The organism is Pseudomonas sp. BLCC-B112 (assembly GCF_028550695.1).
Lineage (GTDB): Bacteria > Pseudomonadota > Gammaproteobacteria > Pseudomonadales > Pseudomonadaceae > Aquipseudomonas > Aquipseudomonas danubii.
Genome location: NZ_JAQQGK010000001.1, coordinates 216,976 through 233,764, shown reverse-complemented (window position 1 = coordinate 233,764; position 16,789 = coordinate 216,976). Strand labels below are relative to the sequence as shown.

Here is a 16,789-nt window from a genome sequence, read left to right as displayed (position 1 = left end):
GCGAGCCCTTCATGAACACCTCCTCCGCTCCGATCCTGATCACTGGTGCCAGCCAGCGTGTCGGCCTGCATTGCGCCCTGCGCCTGCTGGAAGACGGGCAGCCGGTGATCGTCACTTACCGCAGCGACCGCCCAGGCCTGCAGACCTTGCGGGAAAAGGGCGCGATCCTGCTGCATGCCGACTTCTCCAGCGAAGCCGGAATCCTGGCCCTGATCAGCGAGGTGAAACACCACACCGACCGCTTGCGGGCCATCGTCCACAACGCCTCAGAGTGGCTGGAAGAAAGCCCAGGCGAGGAAAGCGCGGCCTTTACCCGGATGTTCAGCGTGCACATGCTCGCGCCCTACCTGATCAACCTGCACTGCGCAGAGTTGCTGCAGCGTTCGAGCCCGGCGGACATCATCCACATCAGCGACGACGTGACCCGCAAGGGCAGCAGCAAGCACATCGCCTACTGCGCCAGCAAAGCCGGGCTGGACAGCCTGACCCTGTCCTTCGCGGCAAAATACGCCCCGACAATCAAGGTCAACGGCATCGCTCCGGCCCTGCTATTGTTCAACCCCGACGACGACGCAGCGTACCGCGCCAAGACCCTGGCCAAATCCGCCCTGGGCATCGAACCCGGCAGCGAAGTGATCTACCAGAGCCTGCGCTACCTGCTGGACAACCCCTATGTCACCGGCACCACCTTGACCGTCAACGGCGGGCGGCACGTCAAATAAGCCGGCCCCCACGAGGACCTTGCATGAGCCTTTCCCTGCCCCAACACTACCGCGAGATCCTCAAGGGCCTCGGTGAAGACCCCGAGCGCGAAGGTTTGCTCGACACCCCCAAGCGCGCGGCCAAGGCCATGCAGTACCTGTGTCATGGCTACAGCCAGTCGGTGGACGAGATCGTCAATGGCGCACTGTTCGCCTCCGACAGCGACGAAATGGTGATAGTCGCCGACATCGAGCTGTACTCCCTGTGCGAACATCACCTGCTGCCCTTCATCGGCAAGGCCCATGTGGCTTATATTCCTACCGGCAAGGTGCTGGGGCTGTCGAAGATCGCCCGGATCGTCGATATGTTCGCCAGACGCCTGCAGATCCAGGAAAATCTCACCCGGGAAATCGCCGACGCGGTGCAAAGCGTGACCCAGGCCGCGGGCGTCGCGGTGGTGATCGAAGCCAAGCACATGTGCATGATGATGCGCGGCGTCGAGAAACAGAATTCCACCATGCACACCTCGGTGATGCTCGGCGCCTTTCGCGACTCGAGCAACACTCGCCAGGAATTCCTGCAATTGATTGGACGGAGCAAGTAGCAATGCCACAACTTCAGCCAGGAATGGCTCGTATCCGAGTCAAGGACCTGCTCCTGCGGACCTATATCGGAATCAACGAGGAAGAGATTCGCAACAAGCAGGATGTGCTGATCAACCTGACCATCCTGTACCCCGCCCAGGATGCGGTGCGCGATAACGACATCGATCACGCGCTGAACTACCGCACCATCACCAAGGCAATCATTGCCCACGTCGAAGGCAATCGCTTCGCCTTGCTGGAGCGCCTGACCCAGGAACTGCTGGACCTGGTGATGGGCAACCTCTCGGTGCAGTACGCCGAAGTCGAAGTCGACAAACCCCACGCCCTGCGCTTTGCCGAATCGGTATCGATCACCCTCGCGGCCAGCCGCGCTGGCGCATAGAGAACAGCCATAGCGGCAAGCGCCTGTCTTGGCGCTTGCCGCTGCATTGGAGAGTCACATGACCGAACAACAACGCCTGGAGCTGGAAGCCGCGGCCTTTCGCCGCCTGGTGGCCCACCTGGACAACCGCAAGGACGTGCAGAACATCGACCTGATGAACCTGGCCGGGTTCTGCCGCAACTGCCTGTCCAAGTGGTACAAGGCCGAGGCCGACGAACGCCAGATTGAGGTCAGCCTCGATGACGCCCGTGAAGTGGTGTACGGCATGCCCTACGCCGAATGGAAAAATCTCTACCAGAAAGAAGCCAGCGCCGAGCAGCAAGCGGCGTTCGCCAAAGGAAAGTCCCATGATTGATCTGAACACCCTGCGCGCCAGCCTGAACAGCGGTGAACACGCTTTTGCCGACACCCTGGCCTTTGTCGCCACCGGTTACGACTACCAGCCTCAGGCCTTCAACAACGGTGGCGTGGAAAACGCCGCCGGGCAGAACGAAGGCTCGTGCAAGACCCTGGGCCTGGCCCTGTTGGAAGGCCTGAGCGACACAGAAGCCCTGCTGGCCTTCGGCGAGCACTACCGCTCGGTACTGGCCACCCCCGAAGGCACTGACCACGGCAATATCCGCGCCCTAATCGCCCACGGCCTGGCCGGGGTCAAGTTCGCCGCCCAGCCGCTGACTCGCCGCTGAACCGTACTCTGTAGGAGCGGGCTCGCCAGCGAAGGCGTCAGCACAGGCGGCGCAAGGCCCGAAGGCCTCTTCGCCGGCAAGCAGGCTCCTACCGTGCAATACCCATAAAAAAAACCGGCTTGCGCCGGTTTTTTTATCGCCTGGAAATCAGTGTGCTGCGTTCTGCAGACCGTCCAGGTAACGCTCGGTGTCCAGTGCCGCCATGCAGCCGGCGCCGGCCGAGGTGATGGCCTGACGGTAAACGTGGTCAGCCACGTCGCCAGCGGCAAAGATGCCCTCGACGCTGGTGGCCGTGGCATTGCCGTCACGACCGCCCTGCACCACCAGGTAACCGTCCTTGAGGGTCAACTGGCCTTCGAACAGCGAGGTGTTCGGGGTGTGGCCGATGGCGATGAACACGCCGTCGACTTTCAGCTCGTCGAAGCTGCCGTCGTTGTTCTTCAGGCGCGCACCGGTCACGCCCATGTTGTCGCCCAGGACTTCGTCCAGGTTGGCATTGAGCTTGAGGATGATCTTGCCTTCGGCCACGCGGGCGTTGAGCTTGTCGATCAGGATCTTCTCGGCGCGGAAGGTTTCGCGACGATGGATCAAGGTCACGGTGCTGGCGATGTTGGCCAGGTACAGGGCTTCTTCGACAGCGGTGTTGCCACCACCGACCACCGCCACCGGTTTGTTGCGATAGAAGAAACCGTCACAGGTAGCGCAGGCCGATACACCCTTGCCCATGAACGCTTCTTCCGAAGGCAGGCCCAGGTAACGGGCGCTGGCGCCGGTGGCGATGATCAGGGCGTCGCAAGTGTAGGTCGCGCTGTCGCCGGTCAGGGTGTAAGGCTTGGCAGCGAAGTCCACGGCATTGATATGGTCGAAGACGATTTCGGTTTCGAAACGCTCGGCATGCTCGCGCATCCGCTCCATCAGCGCCGGGCCGGTCAGGCCGTGCACGTCGCCAGGCCAGTTGTCGACTTCAGTGGTGGTGGTCAGTTGGCCACCGGCCTGCATGCCGGTGATCAGCAGCGGCTTCAGGTTGGCACGGGCGGCATAGACGGCGGCGCTGTAACCGGCAGGGCCGGAACCGAGAATAATCACACGCGAATGGCGTACTTCAGACATGACTCACTCCTATCGACCGGCCCGGGTGCCCTGGCGCGGAACGCCGGATTGCCGGCTGGAATAAAAAAGGACGGCGAAACCTTGGGGAAGGCTTGAACTCGACCGTCCAAAAAATAATGGGTGAAGCGTATAGAGGGGGCGAAGATTAAGGAAATACGGTTTAACAATCCAGCTCATAGGCGGTCTCTATCCTCAGCAGGCCCATTTGAAAGGGTCTTTGTTACCGTTGATGTCGACCTGTTCACGGTGCTTTCGCCCCCCGGGCAAAGCCGGTAAGGTCGGCGCGTTTTCCATCTGCTCGGAGCGTTCTATGCCCGCCCCCGTACTGTCCGGCCCGCAATACCTGCGTGAAGGCCTGAAGCTGGTCCTCAGTCCCGGCCTGCGCCTGTTCGTGCTACTGCCCCTGGTGATCAACCTGGTGTTGTTCGTCGGATTGATCTATTTCGCCGGCCACCAGTTCAGCCTGTGGATCGACACCCTGATGCCGACCCTGCCGCAATGGCTGAGCTTTCTGAGCTACATCCTCTGGCCGCTGTTCATGGTGCTGGTGGTGTTGATGGTGTTTTTCACCTTCACCATGCTGGCCAATATCATTGCCGCCCCCTTCAACGGCTTTCTATCGGAAAAAGTCGAAATCGTGGTCCGTGGCACCGACGATTTCCCGCCCTTCAGCTGGGGCGAACTGATCGCCATGATCCCCCGCACCCTATCCCGGGAAATGCGCAAGCTCGGCTACTTCCTGCCCCGGGCCATCGGCCTGTTCATCCTGTCGCTGATCCCGGTGGTCAACCTGATTGCCGCGCCGCTGTGGCTGCTGTTCGGCGTCTGGATGATGGCCATCCAGTACATCGACTACCCGGCGGATAACAACAAGATGAGCTGGCAGGAGATGATCGTCTGGCTGCGGCAGAAGCGCTGGCAGAGCCTGGGTTTTGGCGGCATCGTCTACCTGGCGCTGATGATCCCCTTCGTCAACATCCTGATGATGCCAGCCGCCGTGGCCGGGGCGACGCTGTTCTGGGTGCGTGAGCGCGGGATGGAGAACCTGCCGGCCAAATAAGGCTGGCGTGTCATAACACGCTGACGAAGCCGAAAGCTGAAGCCGTAAGCGTCCCCCTTTCCTGCTAACTGATACAGAACGCAGGTACAGAACATGGCGCTTATTGCTCAACCCTTCAGACATCCAGACTCTGGGATTTACTACCTAAGACGAGTAGTCCCTGAGTCACTGCGCCCCATCCTGGGGAAAACTGAAATACGACGTTCACTCCGGACACGCGACCATCGCTTAGCCAAAGTGGCGTTCGCGTCTGCTTACGCAGAATCGGAGCATCTTTTTCAACAAGCACGTGGCAACGGAAGGCAGGCAGAAATCAGCCAGCTACGCCCTGTTGCACCTCCCGTACATGCCCCAACAATCTCACCAGAGCCCCAAACCCAGCAGGTTGCAGGCATAGAGCCCGGAGTACGTTTGTCGCAGGTCTTCCAGCGCTACGCCGAGTCGCTAACACTGTCAGGGCGCTCTGAATACGTTCACCGTCGTCATGTGGTCGATTATGGAAGAGCGGTCGAACGCTTCACCAAAGCCATGGGAGACATGATGGTGGGCAACATTGGAGCCTCTGAAATACAGGCCTTCGCTACGGGTCTATCGAAAGAGTCAGCACAAGGTAAAGGGAGACCTATGGCTACTTCGACAGTCCGCCTGGCAGTGGCCCGCTTATCCTCCGTGCTTTCCTTCGCAGTAGATGCAGGAATTATTCAGACCAACCCCGTCAGCACATCCAGAATTAATAAGCGCCTTGGGGCAGCAAAACCACCACGCAGTTTTGATGACAACAGGAGTTACAGTCGGGCAGAACTAGTGAAGATGTTCAGCCAACCAGACTTCGCCTGTCTTCGACATTCTGAAGGCCGTCCCGGCAACGCTTTGTTCTGGTTGCCTCTGATAGCAGCCTACACAGGAGCTAGACGTGAGGAAGTTGCGCAGCTCTATGTGAATGACGTGCGCCAAACTTCGGAGGGACGTTGGTTTATAAGAATAATCGACGACCGTCCAGACAAGTCGGTCAAGACCAATAGCAGCCGACGCGACGTCCCTTTGCATGATGATCTGATTGCATTGGGCATTTTGGAGTTAGTACGCGATAAGGACGCAAATACCCGGGTATTCCCTCAGTTACTCAAGGTGTCAGATGGGTTTGCCGGGATTATCTCCAAGATGTGGCGCCCTATGACGCAGCGGTGGGGAGTGTATCGCGAGGGACGTAGTCCGCTTCATGGCTTCAGGCATACGTTCAAGACTATAGGCCGAGAGGTCGGTATCCCGAAGGAAGTCAGCGACTGGATAACTGGACATGCTTCGGGCGATGAAGGCGACAAGTATGGGAACAATCCTTTATCGAGAATGGCAGAGGAACTGAAGAAGTTCCCGAGCATTGCCCGCGAAGCCGGCCTACTGCCCGCCCTTGTCGCCGTCACCTGACTTGGTCGGTACAGCTCCACAGCTTGTCCCGGGCCAGCTGGTCGCGCTCCTGGGTCAGACGGTCGACCTTGCGGGTCATGATGGTCATAGCCCGCATGACCAGCTCGTCTTCGGACAGCTCGCCGGTCGCTACCTTCTCCTCGCCCATGACATAGGCGCCGTCCTTGCGGATGGCTGGGAGGACTACCCGCGTGACCCAATCCTGGAAGGCTTTGGCTTCGGGCTTGTCGCTGCGCATGACCAGCTTGTAGAGGCCGGCCTCGCTGACCAGGACCATGTCTTTCCCGTACATGCCCTCTAAGTTAAACCGCTTCACTTTGGTTACTTCATCGGCCCCCAGGCGGGCGTAGATGTTGCCCATGCCCGTGGTACGGCCATAGACGGCCTTGAGGGCATCAGCCCCTACAAACCAGGGCTGGCCTTCCTGCTCGATGACGCGGATGTTCATCAGGCCGAAGGCAAAGTTTTGCACCTGGTTCATTGGGACACCGCCTCGATATCGCCCAGGGCTTCCATGACGCGGCCCAGGTTCTGCGGTAGGTAGTGGACGTCGTCACCGAAGAAGGGGCGGGCGGTCTCTACAGCCAGCTCGATGTTGTCAGCGTCGTGGCCATCGGCTTCCAGCAGCTCCTGGAACAGCTCCAGGATTTGATCCATGCGACGCTTCATACCCGGGCCTCCACCGAAGGGCCTTTGTACTTCTCGGAGGTGGCCTGGGCGGGGTAGTCCCAGTACTTCTCGGAGGCGTCCAGGCGGGCCTTGTACCAGGCGATGTACTGCTCCCAGTACAGCTTCGGGTCGTTCACCGCCCGGTCAGGCACGGCGAGTTCGAACAGGTGGACCAGGATGCTTTCGTGGTCGTTCAACTCGTCGCGTTGTTCCAACATGCACTTGCGCATGCTGACGATGTACGGATGGTCAGGATTGGTATTCATACCTTGCCCTCCAGGAGCCCGCGAATGTTGGTTGCGGCCTTCTCGGCGGCTTTGGCTTCGTCACGAAGGGCGTTCGCCTGGTCGTCCAGGGCTTCAGCCTGTTCCACCTTCAGGTCGGCCTGGTCGTGGTTGCGCTTGGCCAGGTCTTCCAGCTGCTGGACCACCTTCTGGAAGCCCTTCAGGATGTTGTTGAAGGCTTTCATGCGGAGGCTCCGTTTACGTGCTGCATGTTCACGTCGATCCTGACGAACAGCTGCTCGCCCAGCTTCATGACGTCGCTGACGTGTTCAACGTGTGAAAAAGTCAGGGGGGAGCAGACGAGTGACCGCGCAAGCGCAGAAGGGTGCCCGCTAGCAAGCCTTCGTCGAGACTTGAAGCGGGGTCTTCATAAAACCGCACAACTACAACCGGATGACCGTCCGGGAGCAGTCGTAAGAGGCTTGATAGGTAAGCTGCTTACGACTGCTGCCATAGACCTCCAGCCCCGCAGGGAATCGCTCTGCTGTGAGGCTTGGAGGGTCGGTTGCTATTGCGCTTAGGCTTTGGGGGAGCGCCGCTTGGCGGAGTTGAATGCGTTGCGCGCCACCTCATATGGCAGGCGCAGTTGTATGGAGGCTTCAAAAATTGACACCTGTTCATTGCACAGCTCAACGACTTGCGCTCGTTGCTCCGCTGTGGTCTTGAAGATGCTTCGCCCCTGCTCCTTACGCAGCTTGTTGGCGTGTCGGACGTTCTCCGATGGAGTGACCCACTCCAGGTTACTGGCTGCATTGTTACGGGGGTTGCCGTCTTTGTGGTTTACCTGGGGCTTTCCTTCCGGGTTAGGAACGAAGGCACGGGCCACTAGGATATGCAGTAGTTGCGACGGCTTTAGTGGTGGTCTACCGATATTGACGTAGCAGTAACAGCCGCTGGCGGAAGACCCAGGCTTGAGTTCCCTGGTCTTCTTGCGCCTGAAGCTGATGCATCTGCCGTCAATGGTGAGGGCGTAGCCGGGGAAGTTCGGTAAGGTGCGGGCATGTGCGCCCTGATAGACGAACTCGGTGGAGGCTTCGGTTCCGTCGAAGACGAGTGAGCCACTGACGGCGGTGTCGGTTTTGATGTTGAAACGGGTTGCGATAGAGGTCATTGGTTTGTGTGTTGTGCGGTGGCCGAATGGCCGTTGGGAGAATCCAGCGCGCACGCGGCTATGACGCCCTGACATTGCATCGATGGGCGTAAGCGAGGTGCTGGGGGCATGGTGCCGAACACCGGAGAGGTATCAGCAGGGTGTTACTGGAGGGGGATGCTTGATGCTGCTAGACCGGCTGTGGAAGTTTCTACACAAGGGCGGCCGTGGTAGACGGCAGTAGCGAAGCTGCTGTCGGCTGCCCAACGAGGACGACCAACAAGTAAGGAAGGCTTAGAGGGTGGTGTTCGTAGTCAATCCCATAGAAAGAAAGACTGAGTTTTTACTTTGGTTGGAAACTAACCACCTTGTCCCCTTAGCTGGTCGGGATTGTTGGTCAGGCTCGATGGACCCAAACAGCAGCTGCGCTACTGCCCGGTTCACGCCTGCCCTCAGTTGTCTGCTTATATAATATCTGGCAGGAAATTGAGGTCCCGTAATACGCGGGCTACAGGCCAGTTCGACCGCCAAATTCGGCGGGACTAATGCCAAGCCAATCCGAGTACGCAGCATCACGGCCTTGGAGGTCGCCTCTCCAGGCGTACCAGGGATGAACCGCGATACGTGTTGGCCATTGGCGTCCTTGGGTCTTACGCTTCACTATGTTCATACTTTCCAGGTCCTTGAGCGCACGTTCAACCGACCTCCGTGGTGTGTCCAGGGCCTTGGCCAAATCTTCAATGCGACCGAACCAGTAGTTTCGGCCAGACAAGTTCTGAGCAAGATGGCTTAGGGTGCAAACGGCGGTTCCCGATGCGCCGGCAGCAAGCAGTTCAATGGCTTTTGTAGCACTGAAATATTTGTTGTCTAGCCAAGTGTCGAACGGGGCCAACGCTTCACTGAGTTCCTCATTGTCCCTTGCTTGGGCTGGGAACTTGGTGTCGAGGCCCACGTAAACGTCAACCCGGCGTACAACTCTGTATCTGGGAAGCTTGCGGGTGGAGTGGATGATTTGGCCTGTATTCGGGTCGGCAAAGTATGTGTGCTTACCGTCCGTAACCGCGATGGCCGGTCTGCCTGCTGTTGGGTTGAATCGCGTGTGAGTGTCTTGGTGGTTGCGTTGTGGAGCAGCGTCAACATTCATGTTATTTGCGTCCATTCAGCGACTTCGCACGATGGGGCCTAGGGCGTGCCAGTAAGGGGCCTTCCAGTCAGGCTGGAGAAGGTCGAGCATGTCGACGTCAGTCCACGTAAGGCCGCTGACCAGGGCCAGCTCCAGCGCTTCAGCAAGCCGTATGTCACGTCCTTTGCGCCGACTGATGGCGCTGGCAAGCTGGGTCAGGCGGTCAAGGTGGTCCGCACGTAGGTGTAGATTAAGGCGCACAAGGCGCATGGGCTGTTTCATGGGATTGAAGTCCGGTGATAGCAAACGCAAATGCCCCGCCGTGGTTGCCCAGGCAGGGTTGATGGGTTGCAGGAGGTGGGATGCTTGAGGCGCACCTGACGGGATGTTGGGTGCGGTTATACAAAGACTGGCAGTAATTCCCGTGGCGCCGCATGAGGGGTGGCGACGGGTGCCTTTCTCCCTGACTGGCGTTAATTTCGGTTTCTAGCCCTCAAACCCAGCGGGGCCAGGGGTTACAGGCGCGTTGGTGGGGCTGAAAAATGGGCGTGCAGCATGGGGTAGGGCGCCACGGTCGACGTTCAGGTGCTGGTCAGTAGTCAATCCAGGGCTGCCTTGCAGGCCCGCTTCACGGTGGCCGTTGATACACCCCAGTGGTCAGCAGTGGCCTTGATGCTGGAGCTGGTCTCCTTCCTCCATGCGGCAATGGCGGCATCGTCGTGCTGCTTGGGAGCGCCCAGCTTGCGACCGTCGGCCTTGGCCTTGTTGATTCCTGCCATCTGCCGCGCCTTGATGTTCTCCCGCTCCAGCTCCGCGACACCTGCCAATAGTGTCAGCATGAGTTTCCCCGTGGGATTGGACAGGTCGAAGCCTTCGCGCATTGAGACGACAGTGACACCCTTCGCTTTCAGCGCCTCAACTGTCTCTAGGACGTCGATGGTGTTCCGACCCAAGCGGTCGATGGCGGCGACGACAACGGTGTCTCCCTTCCTGGCGTAGCTGAACAGGGCTGCAAAACCCTTCCTGTCCATCGCCTTGGTCGTGCCACTGGTGGCTTCGTCGGTGAACCAGCCGTCCTCAGATACGTTGAAGCGGTGTCCGATGGCGTGGCGCTGCGCCTCGATAGACTGGCCGTCAGTGCTGACGCGGGTGTAGGCGATGATAGCGGTCATGGTCGGGCCTCCTGGTCCACAATGTAGGCTCGTAAAGCTACCGGCTGGCTCCTATTGCGTCAACACTTATGATCCACCCTAGACCCCGCATTCTTTCGTTGGCCACTACGGCCTCCCAGGCTGGCTCATAAGGTGTACTTAATGAGCCAACATATTAGAGAGAAGAAAGATGAAATAAACGCCCGGTTCCGGACCTATTGTTTCGAACGTCTTCGAATTGGTTACTATCGTGTTTTACCCAGTGGAGAAGGCGTATGGCTAGGCGTAGCAACACATTCAAAGCAATAGCACTCGCAGCTGTCAGGAGCGGACTGGCAGTCCAGGAAGTTGCAGATAGTTTGAATTTAGCGAGGTCAGCCCTGTATGCATGGGTTGCACAGGAACGCGATAGTGGCGCTACAGGTTTTAACTCACCGGATGGATTGTTGAATTGGGAGCTGGCCGGGATGGCGGATGAAGTTGCAACGTTGACTGATGCGACCGACCTGCTGGAGGAGCACATGGCTCATGTCGGTAGGTTGGTCGCGCTCATAGCTACACTCGCTGGCAACTCCCCGGAGAATGGGGATGGGCTTATGCCCTAGGAGCCAGCTACCCTGCCCCAGGGGGGGGGAATGAGACTCGACGCTATTAGTTACATGACTCCTCAGATTTCTCTGCCGAAAATAGTCCGACCACTTGGTGGCCGCCTTCCCCCCCTACGCAGAAGCAAGCAGTCCGTGCATGGGCGGCTACTTTAGGAACGGCTCAATAGCCTTGAATACTCCAGTCTTTGACATCTGCCGACGCAGATCGAATCGTGCCAATGCCTCAACGACATCGATGTCTGGCAGGCGCCCAAAGTCAATATCGCTCCAGGCCCCCCTGCCAACTCGGACAGAGAAAAGGTACTCGTCGGCAATACGCCCTGTGGCCTTGTCTGGCCGCTGAGAGTACCCAGAGAGGACTACTGTGGCTGTCTTGGGCAAGGCGGCAAAGGTCTCGCCAATTATCCTGAAGGCAACAGCGTGGACGTGCGCCATGTAGAGTTTCTGGACGGCTGTAGCTGACATCTCTTTCACCGACAGTTTCAAGCCTCTGCTGGGCACGCTGGCAGTAGATGATGGCATGTCCTCTATTTCCGGCAGGTCAACGTCCAGGAGCACAAGCTGGCCACCCTCAAGCAATTCCAAAGAAATTGCGGTCTCTCGCGGCCATTGTATGTCTTGTAGGTTGTACTCCAGCCATGTCTCCATATCAGATGTGCTGGTGTAGATGCCCTCATTAATGAGCCGCTTCCTCTCCTGCTCTAGCTGAATATGATTTTCTCGTTCGTTTGACCAGTCGCTGTAGTAAGCGGCGAAGTTTTTCTGGATTTTGGTGTTCTGCTCTTCTAGGCGCAGCATTCGTTTCTTGAACAGCCTGTCCAGAAGGGATGGCTTGAGAAGGGATGGAGTTACAGGCTCTGGCTCCTCGAAAGGCACCTCAACAAATACTGGTCGAGAAGTACAGCCGGGGGTATCTAGGTGGATGGCCCCTAAGGCTTCAATGTTGCCGTTGATTTCGTCGCACTTGCGTTGAATCACAGCAAGGATTACGTCTTTGTTCTGCTTCTTGGCAGCTTCAATCATATGTTCCGGTAGGTCATTCCCTTCAGTGTCATGGAAAGTCAGGCTCCCATCGTCATGCAAGCGACATGTCACAGAAACAAGTGTGAATGCAGGCTTCGTTGGGGCTGATCTGGTACTACGAGAAGGGCCAGAGAGTTTTTGGCTACTGGAAAAACCCATGAAGCTAGTGTTCAGCCGGGCTCCTCGCTTGCCAATGCCAACAGATGCCCCTCGTGGACCGAGCGTCCAACCAACGCCAGACCCACTCAAATTCATTCGGATGCCTGGAGCCAGTTTGATTGATTTCCTGAATCGCATCGCCATGACTAACTATCCCTGTCGGTTGTGCCACCGTCTGTGACCATAGGACAAGCCTGCGGAAACCAGTCGTTTTTAGCAAGCCACGACAGTCAGAATGCAAGGTAAGGACATCCACAGCTACAGGACCGAGAACAGCGATACACCGCGTAACCGCAACAGTTATGTAGTAGGTTGGAAGCACCGCCCTCGTAGTCTTGCGTCGATACAGTCCTCTGATACAGAATAATGCCCCCCTAGGAAAGGGGTCTGCTTATCGTGTGGCTTTCAGGACGTTCGGCTTCAAACTTGGCTACATCGACTACCCGGCGGATAACAACAAGATGAGCTGGCAGGAGATGATCGTCTGGCTGCGGCAGAAGCGCTGGCAGAGCCTGGGTTTTGGCGGCATCGTCTACCTGGCGCTGATGATCCCCTTCGTCAACATCCTGATGATGCCAGCCGCCGTGGCCGGGGCGACGCTGTTCTGGGTGCGTGAGCGCGGGATGGAGAACCTGCCGGCCAAATAAGGCTGGCGTGTCATAAATCCATCATCCAGACGTCACAATGACGACATGGCCTCAGTCGACACTGAGGTCATGACGACAGCTCTGCACATCACCCTCATCACTGAAACCTTCCCACCGGAAATCAATGGCGTGGCCAATACCCTTGGCCGCCTGTGTGATGGCCTGCGTGCCCGTGGGCATCAGGTGGAACTGGTGCGTCCGCGCCAGGGTTGTGATCAGAGCCGCCCCAGCGACGAGGCCCTGATGCTGTGCCGCGGCTGGCCACTGCCGGGATACCCGGGGCTGCAATGGGGCCAGTCGTCGATGCACAAACTGCTGCGACGCTGGAAACGCCAACGCCCGGACGTGCTCTACATCGCCACCGAGGGCCCGCTGGGGCTGTCCGCGCTGCGGGCGGCGAAACGTCTGGGAATCTCGGTGGTCAGTGGCTTCCATACCAACTTCCAGCAGTATTCCAGCCAGTACGGCCTGGGTTTGCTGACGCGCTTGCTGACCCATTACCTGCGCTGGTTCCACAACCGTTCGAAGCTGACCCTGGTGCCCAGCGCCAGTCAGCGCCTGGAGCTGGAGCGTCGGCACTTCGAACGCCTGGCCCTGCTGTCCCGGGGCGTCGACAGCCAACTGTTCCATCCGGCCAAACGCCTCAATGAGCTGCGCACCCGCTGGGGCCTGGGCAACGATGATCTGGCGGTGATCCATGTCGGGCGCCTGGCCCCGGAGAAGAACCTGAGCCTGCTCAAGCGCTGCTTCGAGCAGCTCAAGGCCACTTATCCACAGCGGAAGATGAAACTGATCGTGGTGGGTGACGGCCCACAACGCGCCGCCCTGGAAAAAAGCCTGCCCGAGGCCCTGTTCTGTGGCAGTCAGCGGGGTGAAGCCCTGGCGGCCCATTACGCTTCGGGGGATGTGTTCCTGTTTCCCAGCCTCACGGAAACCTTCGGCAATGTGGTGCTGGAAGCCCTGGCTTCCGGGCTGGCGGTGGTGGCCTACGATCAGGCCGCTGCAGCCCAGCATATCCGCCATGGCTACAACGGCGTGCTGGCCATGCCCGGGGATGAAGGCGCGTTCTGTGAGGCCGCCGGCTGGCTGCTGGAGGAAGCGGAAACCCTGCGCCGGGTACGTCTCAACGCCCGGCAACACGCCAGCCGCCAGGGCTGGCCGGCCGTGATCGCACAGTTTGAGGATCAGTTGCGCAGTGTCTGCCAGCCAGCACCGGTCGTGGATTACGAAGGGATGATCGAAGCGGCGCTGGAACCACGCAGCGCCACAGAGACACTTGGTGCGGCAAGGAGGCTGCCCCCCTCACCGCCCGGGGCCAGAAGTTAAACCAGGGTCGTCAGTGCTTCACGGCTGAACGGCAGGATGTCCTGCTCACGGCCTTCACGGACTTTCTGCGCCCAATCCGGGTCCACCAACAGTGCCCGACCCACGGCCACTAGATCGAACTCGTCGTTGTTCAAGCGCTGCAGCAGGTTTTCCAGGCTGGCCGGCTGCGCCACCTTGTCGGTGTTGACCATGAACTGCAGGAACTCGCCGTCCAGGCCGACGCTGCCCACGGTGATGGTGGGTTTGCCGGTGAGCTTGCGGGTCCAGCCTGCCAGGTTCAGGTCCGAGCCTTCGAACTCCGGCTCCCAGAAGCGTCGCGTCGAGCAGTGGAAGATATCCACACCTGCATCTGCCAACGGCTTGAGGAAGGCGCCCAGAGCTTCCGGGGTCTGCACCAGACGCGCGCTGTAATCCTGCTGCTTCCACTGGGAGAAACGCAGGATGATCGGGAAATCCGGGCCGACGGCAGCCCGCACCGCCTTGATCAACTCGATGGCGAAACGCGAGCGCTGGGCCAGGTCGCCGCCGTATTCGTCGGTGCGCTGGTTGGTGCCCTCCCAGAAGAACTGATCCACCAGGTAACCGTGGGCACCATGGATTTCCACACCGTCCATGCCGATGCTCTGGGCATCCTTGGCGGCCTGGGCAAAGGCTGCGATCACTTCCTGGATGTCCTGGTGGGTCATGCCGTGCACCAGCACCTTGCCGTCCTTGAGCTTCTCGGTCGGGCCATAGCCGGGCACGCTGGCGTCCGGCTCGGTGCCCAGGCGCCGCACATTACCCACATGCCACAGTTGCGGAACGATCTTGCCACCTTCGGCGTGGACCGCATCCACCACCTTCTTCCACCCGGCCAGGGCCGCCTCGCCATGGAACTGCGGCACATTGGGGTAACCGTTGGCGGCCTGGTGCCCCACCGTGGTGCCCTCGGTGATGATCAGGCCGACACCCGCAGCAGCGCGGCGACGGTAATACTCGATGACCTTGGCGTTGGGCACGCCACCCGGAGAAAACGAACGGGTCATCGGCGCCATCACTACGCGGCTCGGCAGCTCCAGCGCGCCGAGTTGAAAGGGTTTGAACAAGGCTTGAACAGGCATGCTGCACTCCGACAAAAAGGCTCGAGTCGATACTCGACGCACAAGACTGCGCCGGGTACCTGCCCCGGCGCACTTATGATGAGGATAATATGGCCCCCTCACAGTGCTGCACAGCATTATTGATTTGAGTGATTTAGATGCAAAAACGCCGCATTGCAGCGGCGTGAAAGAGGGGCCCGACAGTGCTTAGCTCAGGGCTTTTTCGATGGCCTGGACCACAGTCGGATCATCCGGAGCGGTACGGGGCGAGAAACGCGCCAGTACCCGACCGTCCTTGCCCAACAGGAATTTCTCGAAGTTCCAGGTGATATCCCCGGGAAACTCCGCGCCCTCGCCCGCCAGCAAACGGTACAGCTGATGACGCTCGGGACCGTTCACGTCCAGTTTGCTGCTCAAGGGAAAAGTCACCCCGTAGTTGAAGCTGCAAAACTCCTGGATCTCCTGCTCGGTGCCCGGTTCCTGCCCGGCGAACTGGTTGCAGGGCAACCCCAGCACGCTGAATCCCTGGGCCTTGTATTGCTGGTAGAGATTCTCCAACGCCGCATATTGTGGTGTCAGACCACATTTGGAGGCGACGTTGACCACCAGCACGACTTGCCCCTTGAAGGGCGCGAGCGGCAGCTCCTGACCATCCAGGGCTTTCAATTTAAGGTCGTGAAAAGCACTCATGACGAACTCCAAATTCCTGTGTTCTTACAGAAAAACAGCCTCTCGACAGTACAGCCAAAAGCCGCGGACTAAAAAGGCGCCCTCGGGCGCCTCTCCAGTAAGCTTGAGCTTAGCGCAGAAAATCAGTGGTGATGGCCACCTTCGCCATGGACGTGACCATGAGCAACTTCTTCCTGGCTGGCATCACGGATGGCAACGATCTTGACCTGGAAGTTCAGGCGCTGACCGGCCAGCGGGTGGTTGCCGTCTACGGTCACGTCGTCACCGTCCAGATCACGGATGGTCACGATCTGCATCTGGCCGTCCGGAGCGGACGCGTGGAACTGCATGCCCACTTCCAGTTCGTCGACGCCTTCGAACATGCTGCGGCTCAGGGTGCTGACCAGTTCGGCAGCGTATTCGCCGTAGGCATCTTCAGGTTCCACGGAGACGTTCAGTTCGTCACCGACTTGCTTGCCTTCCAGAGCCTTTTCCAGACCAGGAATGATGTTACCTGCGCCTTGCAGGTAAACCAGCGGGGCGCCGCCGGCAGAGCTGTCGATGACCTCACCAGCATCGTTGGTGAGGGTATAGTCGATGGAGACAGCCTTATTGGCGGCGATCAGCATGGGGCGGGACCTTTTGCATAAGAATGAAGAACGGGCAAGTTTAGCGAAGCAATCGCTCGAAAGCGAACGGAACCCGGACCAACGGAACGTGAAAAATCACTCGACAATCTGCGGTTTCCATCAGGACGAAGAGGGTCATTGGGTGGCCGAACTGTCCTGTGGGCATACCCAGCACCTGCGTCACTTGCCGCCCTGGCAATCCCGGGCCTGGGTACTGGACCCGCAGTCGCGGGCGGAAAAAATAGGCCAGCGCTTTGACTGCGGCTGGTGTGCTCAAGCACCGGATAACGATAACCTTAGCGCCTGACGACCAGGCAGACGGCTGCAGACCGTCGCCTTTGCCATGCACCTTCTGAGAACTC

At 59.1% G+C, this 16,789-nt stretch carries 22 protein-coding genes and 3 pseudogenes; 12 read left to right on the top strand and 13 right to left on the bottom strand.

Going from position 1 to position 16,789, the window contains the following annotated elements:
- Window positions 1-11 precede the first annotated feature (11 nt).
- The 5 genes from folM to PQT43_RS01085 are packed head-to-tail and all read left to right on the top strand — an operon-like array spanning window position 12 to window position 2,375.
- On the top strand, window positions 12-722 hold the full coding sequence (gene folM / locus PQT43_RS01105) for a dihydromonapterin reductase (protein ID WP_267269388.1): 711 nt from the start codon (window positions 12-14) through the stop codon (window positions 720-722).
- 23 nt (window positions 723-745) lie between these two features.
- Window positions 746-1,306 carry a GTP cyclohydrolase I FolE gene (gene folE / locus PQT43_RS01100; protein WP_272753402.1) on the top strand — a complete coding sequence of 187 codons (561 nt, stop codon included), beginning with the start codon at window positions 746-748 and terminating at the stop codon, window positions 1,304-1,306.
- A gap of 2 nt (window positions 1,307-1,308) precedes the next feature.
- Window positions 1,309-1,689 carry a dihydroneopterin triphosphate 2'-epimerase gene (gene folX / locus PQT43_RS01095; RefSeq protein ID WP_272753401.1) on the top strand — a complete coding sequence of 127 codons (381 nt, stop codon included), beginning with the start codon at window positions 1,309-1,311 and terminating at the stop codon, window positions 1,687-1,689.
- Between the two features lie 58 nt (window positions 1,690-1,747).
- Window positions 1,748-2,044 carry a DUF1244 domain-containing protein gene (locus PQT43_RS01090; protein WP_110596025.1) on the top strand — a complete coding sequence of 99 codons (297 nt, stop codon included), beginning with the start codon at window positions 1,748-1,750 and terminating at the stop codon, window positions 2,042-2,044.
- Window positions 2,037-2,375 carry a HopJ type III effector protein gene (locus tag PQT43_RS01085; protein ID WP_272753400.1) on the top strand — a complete coding sequence of 113 codons (339 nt, stop codon included), beginning with the start codon at window positions 2,037-2,039 and terminating at the stop codon, window positions 2,373-2,375. The genes PQT43_RS01090 and PQT43_RS01085 overlap by 8 nt, the downstream gene beginning before the upstream one ends.
- Before the next feature lie 147 nt (window positions 2,376-2,522).
- On the opposite strand, the gene trxB is transcribed toward PQT43_RS01085, so the two are convergent.
- Window positions 2,523-3,485 carry a thioredoxin-disulfide reductase gene (gene trxB / locus PQT43_RS01080; protein WP_060837566.1) on the bottom strand — a complete coding sequence of 321 codons (963 nt, stop codon included), beginning with the start codon at window positions 3,483-3,485 and terminating at the stop codon, window positions 2,523-2,525.
- 310 nt (window positions 3,486-3,795) lie between these two features.
- Between trxB and cysZ the strand changes: the two genes are divergently transcribed.
- The 3 genes and pseudogenes from cysZ (at window position 3,796) to PQT43_RS01070 (ending at window position 5,970) form a co-directional block, all read left to right on the top strand.
- Complete coding sequence (gene cysZ, locus PQT43_RS01075) at window positions 3,796-4,545, top strand: sulfate transporter CysZ (protein ID WP_102878389.1); 750 nt, start codon at window positions 3,796-3,798, stop codon at window positions 4,543-4,545.
- Window positions 4,546-4,638: 93 nt separating this feature from the next.
- Window positions 4,639-4,824, top strand: a pseudogene (locus tag PQT43_RS31275) (DUF6538 domain-containing protein); the annotation flags it as partial.
- Between the two features lie 132 nt (window positions 4,825-4,956).
- A complete protein-coding gene (locus PQT43_RS01070; protein ID WP_253083676.1) occupies window positions 4,957-5,970 on the top strand; it encodes a site-specific integrase in 1,014 nt (337 codons plus the stop codon).
- Here PQT43_RS01070 and PQT43_RS01065 read toward each other — a convergent pair.
- From PQT43_RS01065 to PQT43_RS01035, 7 genes are all read right to left on the bottom strand, one after another.
- Window positions 5,963-6,451 (bottom strand): BRO-N domain-containing protein, encoded by a 489-nt coding sequence (locus tag PQT43_RS01065; protein WP_253083675.1) that lies wholly within the window; start codon window positions 6,449-6,451, stop codon window positions 5,963-5,965. The two genes, PQT43_RS01070 and PQT43_RS01065, sit on opposite strands and share 8 nt — an antisense overlap.
- Window positions 6,448-6,639 (bottom strand): hypothetical protein, encoded by a 192-nt coding sequence (locus tag PQT43_RS01060; RefSeq protein WP_253083674.1) that lies wholly within the window; start codon window positions 6,637-6,639, stop codon window positions 6,448-6,450. Before PQT43_RS01060 ends, PQT43_RS01065 begins: the two co-directional genes overlap by 4 nt.
- On the bottom strand, window positions 6,636-6,905 hold the full coding sequence (locus tag PQT43_RS01055) for a hypothetical protein (protein WP_272753399.1): 270 nt from the start codon (window positions 6,903-6,905) through the stop codon (window positions 6,636-6,638). Before PQT43_RS01055 ends, PQT43_RS01060 begins: the two co-directional genes overlap by 4 nt.
- Window positions 6,902-7,108, bottom strand: coding sequence for a hypothetical protein (locus PQT43_RS01050; protein ID WP_253083672.1), 207 nt, complete (start codon window positions 7,106-7,108; stop codon window positions 6,902-6,904). Before PQT43_RS01050 ends, PQT43_RS01055 begins: the two co-directional genes overlap by 4 nt.
- 332 nt (window positions 7,109-7,440) lie before the next feature.
- The gene (locus tag PQT43_RS01045) at window positions 7,441-8,034 is read right to left on the bottom strand and encodes an HNH endonuclease (protein WP_253083671.1); all 594 of its coding nucleotides are present in this window, start codon (window positions 8,032-8,034) and stop codon (window positions 7,441-7,443) included.
- A 487-nt stretch (window positions 8,035-8,521) separates the two neighbouring features.
- A complete protein-coding gene (locus PQT43_RS01040) occupies window positions 8,522-9,157 on the bottom strand; it encodes a helix-turn-helix transcriptional regulator (RefSeq protein WP_253083670.1) in 636 nt (211 codons plus the stop codon).
- 578 nt (window positions 9,158-9,735) lie between these two features.
- Window positions 9,736-10,308: a recombinase family protein gene (locus tag PQT43_RS01035; RefSeq protein ID WP_253083669.1), complete on the bottom strand. Its 573-nt coding sequence runs from the start codon at window positions 10,306-10,308 to the stop codon at window positions 9,736-9,738.
- Between the two features lie 254 nt (window positions 10,309-10,562).
- Between PQT43_RS01035 and PQT43_RS31270 the strand changes: the two genes are divergently transcribed.
- Window positions 10,563-10,892, top strand: a complete 330-nt coding sequence (locus tag PQT43_RS31270) for a transposase (RefSeq protein WP_372342419.1) — start codon at window positions 10,563-10,565, stop codon at window positions 10,890-10,892.
- A 147-nt stretch (window positions 10,893-11,039) separates the two neighbouring features.
- On the opposite strand, the gene PQT43_RS01030 is transcribed toward PQT43_RS31270, so the two are convergent.
- On the bottom strand, window positions 11,040-11,918 hold the full coding sequence (locus PQT43_RS01030) for a hypothetical protein (RefSeq protein ID WP_253083668.1): 879 nt from the start codon (window positions 11,916-11,918) through the stop codon (window positions 11,040-11,042).
- Between the two features lie 159 nt (window positions 11,919-12,077).
- A pseudogene (locus PQT43_RS31265) lies at window positions 12,078-12,215 on the bottom strand (DUF4236 domain-containing protein); the annotation flags it as partial.
- 290 nt (window positions 12,216-12,505) lie between these two features.
- Here PQT43_RS31265 and PQT43_RS01025 point away from each other — a divergent pair.
- Window positions 12,506-12,724, top strand: a pseudogene (locus tag PQT43_RS01025) (EI24 domain-containing protein); the annotation flags it as partial.
- A gap of 45 nt (window positions 12,725-12,769) precedes the next feature.
- Window positions 12,770-14,050 (top strand): glycosyltransferase family 4 protein, encoded by a 1,281-nt coding sequence (locus tag PQT43_RS01020; protein ID WP_115581617.1) that lies wholly within the window; start codon window positions 12,770-12,772, stop codon window positions 14,048-14,050.
- Here PQT43_RS01020 and PQT43_RS01015 read toward each other — a convergent pair.
- The 3 genes from PQT43_RS01015 to PQT43_RS01005 form a co-directional block, all read right to left on the bottom strand.
- Window positions 14,047-15,150 (bottom strand): NADH:flavin oxidoreductase, encoded by a 1,104-nt coding sequence (locus PQT43_RS01015; RefSeq protein ID WP_267269385.1) that lies wholly within the window; start codon window positions 15,148-15,150, stop codon window positions 14,047-14,049. The two genes, PQT43_RS01020 and PQT43_RS01015, sit on opposite strands and share 4 nt — an antisense overlap.
- A 186-nt stretch (window positions 15,151-15,336) precedes the next feature.
- Window positions 15,337-15,819: a glutathione peroxidase gene (locus PQT43_RS01010; protein ID WP_267269384.1), complete on the bottom strand. Its 483-nt coding sequence runs from the start codon at window positions 15,817-15,819 to the stop codon at window positions 15,337-15,339.
- A gap of 122 nt (window positions 15,820-15,941) precedes the next feature.
- On the bottom strand, window positions 15,942-16,427 hold the full coding sequence (locus PQT43_RS01005; protein ID WP_102861169.1) for an FKBP-type peptidyl-prolyl cis-trans isomerase: 486 nt from the start codon (window positions 16,425-16,427) through the stop codon (window positions 15,942-15,944).
- Here PQT43_RS01005 and PQT43_RS01000 point away from each other — a divergent pair.
- Entirely contained in the window at window positions 16,396-16,734 is a 339-nt protein-coding gene (locus tag PQT43_RS01000; protein WP_102879065.1) for a DUF3565 domain-containing protein, read from the top strand. The genes PQT43_RS01005 and PQT43_RS01000 overlap by 32 nt on opposite strands.
- Window positions 16,735-16,789 lie beyond the last annotated feature (55 nt).